9 protein-coding genes are annotated in these 8639 nt (G+C 69.0%); 7 read left to right on the forward strand and 2 right to left on the reverse strand.

What is annotated here, in order from left to right:
* Positions 1-138: 138 nt before the first annotated feature.
* Positions 139-2529, reverse strand: a complete 2391-nt coding sequence (locus ACLFOB_RS12745; RefSeq protein ID WP_410926307.1) for a DNA topoisomerase IV subunit A — start codon at positions 2527-2529, stop codon at positions 139-141.
* A gap of 285 nt (positions 2530-2814) precedes the next feature.
* Here ACLFOB_RS12745 and ACLFOB_RS12750 point away from each other — a divergent pair, with 285 nt between their 5' ends.
* The 6 genes from ACLFOB_RS12750 (at position 2815) to ACLFOB_RS12775 (ending at position 6981) form a co-directional block, all read left to right on the forward strand.
* Positions 2815-3285, forward strand: a complete 471-nt coding sequence (locus tag ACLFOB_RS12750; protein WP_410926308.1) for an SH3 domain-containing protein — start codon at positions 2815-2817, stop codon at positions 3283-3285.
* A gap of 55 nt (positions 3286-3340) precedes the next feature.
* Positions 3341-4165: an SDR family NAD(P)-dependent oxidoreductase gene (locus tag ACLFOB_RS12755; RefSeq protein WP_410917841.1), complete on the forward strand. Its 825-nt coding sequence runs from the start codon at positions 3341-3343 to the stop codon at positions 4163-4165.
* Positions 4166-4230: 65 nt separating this feature from the next.
* A complete protein-coding gene (locus tag ACLFOB_RS12760; RefSeq protein ID WP_410917840.1) occupies positions 4231-4434 on the forward strand; it encodes a twin transmembrane helix small protein in 204 nt (67 codons plus the stop codon).
* A 1-nt stretch (position 4435) separates the two neighbouring features.
* Positions 4436-5008: a cob(I)yrinic acid a,c-diamide adenosyltransferase gene (locus ACLFOB_RS12765; protein ID WP_410917839.1), complete on the forward strand. Its 573-nt coding sequence runs from the start codon at positions 4436-4438 to the stop codon at positions 5006-5008.
* A 288-nt stretch (positions 5009-5296) separates the two neighbouring features.
* On the forward strand, positions 5297-6055 hold the full coding sequence (locus ACLFOB_RS12770; protein WP_410926309.1) for an electron transfer flavoprotein subunit beta/FixA family protein: 759 nt from the start codon (positions 5297-5299) through the stop codon (positions 6053-6055).
* Positions 6055-6981, forward strand: a complete 927-nt coding sequence (locus ACLFOB_RS12775; protein ID WP_410926311.1) for an electron transfer flavoprotein subunit alpha/FixB family protein — start codon at positions 6055-6057, stop codon at positions 6979-6981. Before ACLFOB_RS12770 ends, ACLFOB_RS12775 begins: the two co-directional genes overlap by 1 nt.
* A 76-nt stretch (positions 6982-7057) precedes the next feature.
* Here ACLFOB_RS12775 and ACLFOB_RS12780 read toward each other — a convergent pair whose 3' ends face one another.
* Entirely contained in the window at positions 7058-7885 is an 828-nt protein-coding gene (locus ACLFOB_RS12780) for a DUF6473 family protein (protein ID WP_410926312.1), read from the reverse strand.
* Positions 7886-8044: 159 nt separating this feature from the next.
* Here ACLFOB_RS12780 and ACLFOB_RS12785 point away from each other — a divergent pair.
* Positions 8045-8639, forward strand: a 595-nt coding sequence (locus ACLFOB_RS12785) for a 3-hydroxyacyl-CoA dehydrogenase NAD-binding domain-containing protein (RefSeq protein ID WP_410926313.1), incomplete at its 3' end; no start/stop codon positions are given.

Below are 8639 nucleotides of genomic sequence, written 5' to 3' on the forward strand. Positions count from 1 at the left end.
GTCGCGCCGCAGGCGCGCCATTCAACGGATTCGCCGCAGGCGCGCCATTCAACGGATTCGCCGCAGGCGCGCCATTCAACGGTTCGCCGCGGGTCCGCCAGCCGAGTCAGGGCCGGACGCGCGTCCGCCCAAGCCGGCTCAGCAAAAGCGGTTGTCGCGGGGAAAGCCGCGCGGTGCCATGCGGCCCGCGGTGGCGCGAGCGGCGGACCATTCCGAAAGGTCGGCCTCGGTCCGGGTGCGTCCTGCGGGATCCTTCCAGGACAGGCCCTGTGCCGCGTCGAAGGTCACGGCGTCCGAGAGGCCCCCGTCCTTGTATTTCTGCAGGCGCACGCCCTTCCCCCGTCCCATTTCCGGCAGGTCGGAAAGCGGAAAGACCAGCATCTTGCGGTTCTCGCCCACCACCGCGACCCTGTCGCCGGCCACGCGCCTGCAGACCTTCGCCACCGCCGGCGCGCGCAGGTTCAGCACCTGCTTGCCCGCACGGGTCTGGGCCACGACCTCGTCCTCGGGCGCGACGAAGCCGTCGCCGGCGGAGGAGGCCACCAGCAGCCTGCCGCCCGGGCGGTGGATCAGCAGCGTGACGATATCCGCCTCGTTGGGCAGATCGACCGTCAGGCGCACCGGCTCGCCCATCCCCCGCCCGCCGGGCAGATTGGCGACCGAGAGGGTATAGGCCCGCCCGTTCGACCCCATCAGGATCAGACGGTCGGTCGTCTCGGCGTGGAAGACGAAGCGCGGCCCGTCGCCGTCCTTGTATTTCAGTTCCCGGTCCAGCGCGACGTGACCAGACAGCGCCCGGATCCAGCCCATCTGCGAGCAGACCACGGTGACCGGCTCGCGCTCGATCATCGCCTCCAGAGGCACCTCCTCGACCAAGCCCGCCTCGGCAAAGCCGGTGCGCCGCGCACCGCCGGGCGTCGAGCTGCCGAAGCTCTTCTTCACCTCGCGCAGTTCCCCGGCAATGCGGTCCCATTGCAGGCCCTGGTCCTCGAGCAGGTCCTCGAGGCCCGCGCGTTCCTCCATCAGGCGGTCGCGCTCGGCGATCAGTTCCATCTCTTCCAGCCGGCGCAGGCTGCGCAGGCGCATGTTGAGGATCGCCTCGGCCTGCACGTCCGAGAGCTTGCCCTCCTCGTAGCGGCGCGGCACCTCCTCGGCGCCGGGTGCGCCCTCGTCCGCCACCGGCTCCAGACTGTCCGCATCCACGCCCGCCAACGGCGAGACATAGTCCGCCTCCGACGTGGCGCGCGTGATCGTGGACTGGTGCGATGTCGACCAGTCCTCGTACATGAGCGCGGGTTTGGGCGCGTCGTCGTAGCGGATGATGTCGATCACCCGGTCGAGGTTGAGAAAGGCCAGGATGAACCCCTCGAGCACCTCCAGCCGGTGGTCGATCTTGCCCAGCCGATGGCGCGAGCGGCGCAGCAGCACGTCGCGCCGGTGATCGAGGAAGGCGCGCAGAACCTCGCGCAGCGAGCAGACCCTGGGCGTCAGCCCGTCGATCAGCACGTTCATGTTGAGCGGGACGCGCACCTCCAGATCCGAGTTGCGATAGAGCAGGCCCATCAGCACGTCGGGCTCCACGTTGCGCGACCGCGGCTCCAGCACGATGCGCACGTCGCCCGCGCTCTCGTCGCGGATATCGGCCAGGATGGGCACCTTCCGGGTCTGGATCAGCTCTGCGATCTTCTCGATCAGGCGCGATTTCTGCACCTGATAGGGGATCTCGGTCACGACGATCTGCCACTGGCCGCGGCCGAGGTCCTCGCGCTCCCAGCGCGCGCGCAGGCGAAAGGCGCCGCGCCCGGTGCGATAGGCTTCCGCGATGCTGTCCTGCGGCTCGACGATCACGCCGCCGGTGGGGAAGTCGGGGCCCTTCACATGGTTCAGCAGCGTGTCGTCGCGGGCCTCCGGCGTCCTGATCAGATGCAGGCAGGCGTCGATCAACTCGCCCAGGTTGTGCGGCGGGATGTTGGTGGCCATGCCCACGGCGATGCCGCTCGACCCGTTGGCCAGCAGGTTCGGGATGGCCGCCGGCAGCACCACGGGTTCGCGCAGCGTGCCGTCGTAGTTGTCGCGGAAATCCACCGCGTCCTCGGCCAGCCCCTCCATCAGCGCCTCGGCCAGCACGGTCATCCGCGCCTCGGTGTATCGGGCGGCGGCGGGGCTGTCGCCGTCGATGTTGCCGAAGTTGCCCTGCCCGTCCACCAGCGGGTAGCGCATGACGAAGTCCTGCGCGAGACGCGCCATCGCGTCGTAGATCGCGGCATCCCCGTGCGGGTGATAGTTGCCCATCACGTCACCGGCGATCTTGGCCGACTTGCGGAAGCCGCCCCCGGAACCCAGGCGCAATTCGCGCATTGCATAAAGGATACGGCGCTGGACAGGCTTCAGCCCGTCGCGGGCATCCGGCAGCGCCCGGTGCATGATCGTCGAGAGCGCATAGGTCAGATACCGCTCGCCCAGCGCCCGGCGCAGGGGTTCGGCCGAGGGCAGCGCAGGGTCTGTCGCGTCGTCGCGGGGATCGTCCATGCCGCTCGACATATCCTCGCGGCGAGGGTCGGTAAAGCCGGCCGGAGCCCAGGCTGCCGTAGGGTCGCGTTTTCGCTTCGGCGAAACCGCAGAATCGCTTAAAGACCGAAGCCGTGCCCGTTTTTTGCTGCCCGGGGCATGCTTCGGTTTCGGATCGGGGGATTTTGACCCATGTGGGGTTTCATCATTGCGACGTTCGTTTTCCTTGCACTTGTGTTCTATCAGGCGAGCGGCGGGGCGGATTACCAGCCGTCGGCAAGTTCGCTCCAGGCGCAGGAGCGTGCCGTGCCCGCAGCGCCGGCCGAACCGGCCCGGACCGCGGCCACTGCCGATGCGCCGGCCGCGGGCACGCAAGCGACCGCCGGCGTCACGCTTGCCGCCGCGCGCGCGCAGCCCGAAGCGCCCCGCGACTTCGACAGGGACACGCCGGAGCCCGACGATGGCGGCCTTTTTTCCTCGGTGGTGATGCCCTCGGGCGCCACAAGGGAGCCGCAGGCACCGGCAATGGAGCCGCAGGCACCGGCCACAACACCCCCCGTCGTCTCTGCCTCGGCCGCGAACCTGCGAGCCGTGGGCGGCAATCGGGTCAACATGCGGGCCGGTCCCGGCACGGGTTACGGCGTGCTGACCACGCTGTCGCGCGGCGATCGGGTGATCGTGCTCGACGATCCCGGACAGGGCTGGGTAAAACTGCGTGTGCAGGACGGGGGGCGCGTCGGCTGGATGGCCGCATCGCTTCTGGATCAGGCCGACTGAGCCGCTTGCGCCGCGCGGCCCGCCGTCCTAGGCCCCCCGAAAGGGAGGGCTTTGGATGGCGCAGCGCACGATCCTGATCACCGGCTGTTCCAGCGGCATCGGCCTGGACGCCGCGCGCGCGCTTGTGCGTCGCGACTGGCGGGTGTTCGCGGCCTGCCGGCGGCCGGAGGACTGCGCGCGCCTGCAGGCCGAGGGGCTGGAAAGCCCCCTGATCGATTACGAGGACCCCGCCAGCATTCAGGCAGGCATGGCAGAGGTGCTGGAGGCCACCGGCGGCCGGCTCGACGCGCTCTTCAACAACGGCGCCTACGCGATCCCCGGCCCGCTGGAGGACGTGCCAGCCCCCGCCCTGCGCGCGATCTTCGAGGCCAATGTCATCGGCTGGCACGACCTGACGCGCCGCGCGATCCCCGCCATGCGGGCGCAGGGCGCGGGCCGAATCGTGAACTGCTCTTCCGTTCTGGGCTTCACGCCCGCCAAATGGCGCGGCGCCTATGTTGCCAGCAAGTTCGCGCTGGAGGGGATGACGGACGTGTTGCGGCTGGAGATGGCAGGCACCGGCATCCATGTCGTGCTGATCCAGCCCGGGCCGATCGACACGCCGTTCCGCGAAAACGCGGTCAGGCAGTTCGAGAAATGGGTCGACTGGGAAAGCTCGCCGCGCGCCGACGACTATCGCGCCACCCTGCTCGACCGGCTCTACAAGGGGGCAGAGATGCGCTCCTGGCCGGCCTCTGCCGTGACCGAGGCGCTGATCCGCGCGCTCGACTCGCCCCGCCCGCGGGCGCGCTATCCCGTCACCACGCCGACGCGCGCTGCCGCCGTCATGCGCCGGGCGCTGGGCGGGCGGATGCTCGACCGGGTGCTGGATCGGTTGTGACGGGGTTCGCTTTTTCCGCCCGCTCCGCTATCTGCGCGATCTGACCGCGAACAAAAGGACTGATCATGGCATCCGACCCGCTCTTCTACGTCGTGGCGATTGCCGTGCTGATCGTGCTGGGCATCCTGCTGGTGGGCGTCGGCGGCTTCGCCCGCGGCGGCGAGTTCAACCGGAAGCATGGCAACCGGCTGATGCGCTGGCGGATCATCGCGCAGTTCGTCGCGGTGGTGGTCATACTGTTGTTTGTCTGGATTCGCAGCGGAGGCTGAAATGGTCGTTCTGAACAAGATCTACACCCGAACCGGCGATGCCGGCGACACGGCGCTGGGCGATGGCAGCCGCGTGGCGAAGCACGCGCTACGCGTCGCCGCCTACGGCACGGTGGACGAGTTGAACGCAACGCTGGGCCTTGCCCGGCTGCAGGCCGAGGGCGAACTGGACGCGCAGCTTTCGCGCATCCAGAACGACCTCTTCGATCTGGGCGCCGATCTCTGCTGCCCCGACATGGAGCGCGACGCCGAGGCGGAGTATCCCCGCCTGCGCATGATCGACGCCCAGGTGGAGCGGCTGGAGCGCGAGATCGACGCGATGAACGAACGGCTGGAGCCGCTGCGCAGCTTCATCCTGCCCGCGGGCTCCGCGCTCTCGGCGCATCTGCACCTCTGCCGCACGGTGGCCCGGCGGGCCGAGCGCAACGCCGTGGAACTCGCCACGATGGAGCATGTGAATCCCGCTGCGATAAAATACCTCAACCGCCTTTCGGACTGGTTCTTCGTCGCCGCCCGCATCGCCAACGACGAAGGCCGCGCCGACGTGCTCTGGGTTCCGGGGGCGAACCGGTGAGCGCAGCGAACCGGCGGGCCGTCCGATGGACGGACCGGCCCCCGGAAGCGCGGAGCGCCGGGCCGAAGGCCGGGGGCGAACCGGTGAGCGCAGCGAGCCGGCAGGCCGTCCGGTGGACGGACCGGCCCCGCGTGCGGTGTCCCGCGACGGACGACTTGCGACGTTCCGGGCGCGCGGGATGACGATTTTGCCCTGTCACCGAGGGAAACGACCCGCTAAGACGCGGCCGAAGAGACGGACGACCGCGCCTGCGGCGACCAGCGCGACTAACTAGGGAGAGCCACGCCGATGAAGGTACTCGTGCCTGTGAAGCGCGTGATCGACTACAACGTGAAGGTCCGTGTCAAGGCGGACGGATCGGGCGTCGATCTCGCCAACGTCAAGATGTCGATGAACCCCTTCGACGAGATCGCCGTCGAAGAGGCGATCCGCCTGAAGGAGGCCGGCAAGGTCGATGAGGTCGTCGCCGTCTCGATCGGCGTGAAGCAGGCGCAGGAAACGCTGCGCACCGCGCTCGCCATGGGCGCCGACCGCGCAATCCTGATCGTCGCCGCCGACGACGTGCACCAGGACATCGAGCCGCTGGCCGTCGCCAAGCTGCTGGCCAGGGTGATCGAGGAGGAACAGCCCGGCCTCGTGCTCTGCGGCAAGCAGGCGATCGACAACGACATGAACGCCACCGGGCAGATGCTGTCCGCGCTGCTGGGCTGGAGCCAGGCGATGTACGCCAACAAGGTCGAGATCGAGGGCGAGCACGCCGTCGTCACCCGCGAGGTGGACGGCGGCCTGCAGACCGTGAAGGTGAAGATGCCCACGATCATCTCGGCCGACCTGCGCCTGAACGAGCCGCGCTATGCCTCGCTGCCCAACATCATGAAGGCGAAGAAGAAGCCGCTCGACGAAAAGACCGCCGCCGACTACGGCGTGGACGTCGCGCCGCGCCTCGAGGTGGTCAAGACGGCCGAGCCGCCGACGCGCAAGGCGGGCGAGATGGTGGGCTCGGTCGACGAGCTGGTGGCGAAACTGAAAGAAGCGGGGGTGGTGTGATGGCCGTTCTGCTGATTGCCGAGATCACCGATGGCGCGCTGGCGATGGACGCCACCGCCAAGGCCATGACGGCCGCGAAGCAGCTGGGCGAGGTGACCGTGCTGGCCGCCGGTGCCAAGGCGGCGGATGCCGCCGCAGAGGCCGCCACGCTCGACGGCGCGGCCAAGGTGCTCTGCGCCGAGGATGCGCTTTACGGCCACCGGCTGGCAGAGCCCACGGCAGCACTGATCGCGGAGCTGGCGAAGGACTACGATCACATCGTCGCGCCGGCGACGACGGACGCCAAGAACATCCTGCCGCGGGTCGCGGCCCTGCTTGACGTCATGGTCATCTCTGACGTGACGGCGGTGGTCGATGCCGACACCTTCGAGCGGCCGATCTATGCCGGCAACGCGGTGCAGACGGTCAAGTCCTCCGACGCGAAGAAGGTGCTGACGGTGCGCACCTCGACCTTCGACGCGGCCGGACAGGGCGGCTCTGCCCCGGTCGAGACCATCGGCGCAGCCGCCGATCCGGGCCTCAGCGAATGGGTCGAGGACAAGGTGGCCGAAAGCGACCGGCCCGAGCTGACCTCTGCCGGCATCGTCGTCTCGGGCGGGCGCGGTATCGGGTCCGAGGAAGATTTCAAGATCATCGAGAAGCTCGCCGACAAGCTGGGCGCCGCCGTGGGCGCCAGCCGCGCGGCCGTCGATTCGGGCTTTGCTCCGAACGACTGGCAGGTGGGCCAGACCGGCAAGGTCGTGGCACCGGAGCTCTATATCGCCGTGGGGATTTCCGGCGCGATCCAGCACCTTGCCGGCATGAAGGACTCGAAGATCATCGTCGCCATCAACAAGGACGAGGAGGCGCCGATCTTCCAGGTGGCCGATTACGGGCTGGTGGCCGACCTCTTCACCGCCGTGCCGGAGCTGACCGAAAAGCTCTGATCCCGAAGGCTTCTCTCGAAGGGGCCGCGCCGGTTGCTCCGGCGCGGCCCCTTTGCCTTCGCCTCCGCCACACGCCTCAGTGGAGCGGCCGATGCGCCCGCAGAACCGGCAACAGCGCCTGCGCCGCCGCCTCGTGCGCCGCCGGCCCCGGCAGCAGAGCGGATGCCGGCGCTTCGAGTCCGGGAAAAACCATGCCCTCGGTGCCCTCGTGTGCGACCGCCGGCGCCGCCTCGACCACCGCCGCAAGCTGCGGGCGCAACGCCTCGATCATCTCGCGATCCACCAGCAGGGGTTCGGGGGCACCGGGGTCGATCGCCCGTTCCGGCGGCGGGGTGCGCCCCAGCCACAGCAGCGCCACGGGCGCATCCAGCCGCGCGATCAGCGCCTCCATGCGCGCCAGCCAGCTTTCCCGCAGCCCCTCGCGCAGCCTTGCGAAGCCATCCGGCTCACGCCTCGCCAGCGCCCCGGTCATGTGCCGTGTGAAGTGGAACTCGGTGAAGTCGGCCCGCGGGAAGAGCTTGCGCATCAGCGGGCTGGGCCCGAGGAAGCGGTCGTTGCGCCGCGGATGCACGCGGTAGAACCGGTTGCTGAGGTTCTGCGCGCCCATCGCCTGCACGACCACCAGCCGCGCCCGGCCCGCGGCGCGCAGCAGTTCAGGCTCGTGCAGGAAGCTTTCGATGCCTGCGTTCACCGCGCCGAGGTTGACGCAGGGGATGCCGGCCGCTGTCTCCAGCCGCGCGGGCCAGGGCCGCGCGATGTATTTGCCATAGGTTTCCGTGCCGCCCAGACAGGCAACGAAATCCCCCTTCAGCGCGCGTGCCGGCCCGCGGAACAGCATCCGCGACGGCCCATAGCGGCACGGCGCGTAATCGAGCCCCCCCGGGCCCGGCGCGTCGTAGCTCATGTTTCCCACCAGTTCGGTTCACCCGGAAGACAGCCTGAAACCGGTCTCTTGCGAAAAGCTTAAGGGGCGCATTCGCCTCGAATGTTGCGGATCGCGCGGCCTTGGCATCGCGGCCCGCTCTGCCTATGGTCCGCGCGCAGCGAACGGGGGATCGAGAGGATGGAGATCGAGACGGTCGGCGTCGTCGGAGCGGGCCAGATGGGCAACGGCATCGCCCATGTCATGGCGCTGGCAGGCTACGAGGTGCTGCTCAACGACCTCGACGCGGCGGCGCTCGAGGCCGCGATCGAGCGAATCGGCCGGAACCTCGACCGCCAGGTGAACAGCGGCAAGATCGCGGAGACGGACAAGACCGCCGCGCTCGGGCGAATCAGGACGACGCTGGAGCTGACCGATCTGGGCCGCTGCGATCTCATCATCGAGGCGGCGACCGAGCGCGAGGAGATCAAGCAGAAGATCTTCGATACCCTTCTGCCGCATCTCAAGCCGGAGACGATCCTGACCTCCAACACCTCGTCGATCTCGATCACCCGGCTGGCCAGCCGCACGGACCGGCCCGAGAAGTTCATGGGCTTCCACTTCATGAACCCGGTGCCGGTGATGCAGCTCGTCGAGCTGATCCGCGGGATCGCCACCGACGAGGCGACCTATCAGGCCTGCAGGACGGTGGTGGACCGGCTGGGCAAGACCGCGGCCAGCGCCGAGGATTTCCCCGCCTTCATCGTCAACCGCATCCTGATGCCGATGATCAACG

Origin of the sequence: Rhodosalinus sp. (genome assembly GCF_046542825.1) — a bacterium.
Classification (GTDB): domain Bacteria; phylum Pseudomonadota; class Alphaproteobacteria; order Rhodobacterales; family Rhodobacteraceae; genus Rhodosalinus.

Bases quoted from the DNA above. Each gene is read 5' to 3' on its own strand.
- ACLFOB_RS12765 (WP_410917839.1), top strand. From the start codon at position 4,436: ATGGTCGTTCTGAACAAGATCTACACCCGAACCGGCGATGCCGGCGAC.
- ACLFOB_RS12755 (WP_410917841.1), top strand. From the start codon at position 3,341: ATGGCGCAGCGCACGATCCTGATCACCGGCTGTTCCAGCGGCATCGGC.
- ACLFOB_RS12770 (WP_410926309.1), top strand. From the start codon at position 5,297: ATGAAGGTACTCGTGCCTGTGAAGCGCGTGATCGACTACAACGTGAAG.
- ACLFOB_RS12760 (WP_410917840.1), top strand. From the start codon at position 4,231: ATGGCATCCGACCCGCTCTTCTACGTCGTGGCGATTGCCGTGCTGATC.
- ACLFOB_RS12745 (WP_410926307.1), bottom strand. From the start codon at position 2,529: ATGGACGATCCCCGCGACGACGCGACAGACCCTGCGCTGCCCTCGGCC.
- ACLFOB_RS12780 (WP_410926312.1), bottom strand. From the start codon at position 7,885: ATGAGCTACGACGCGCCGGGCCCGGGGGGGCTCGATTACGCGCCGTGC.
- ACLFOB_RS12775 (WP_410926311.1), top strand. From the start codon at position 6,055: ATGGCCGTTCTGCTGATTGCCGAGATCACCGATGGCGCGCTGGCGATG.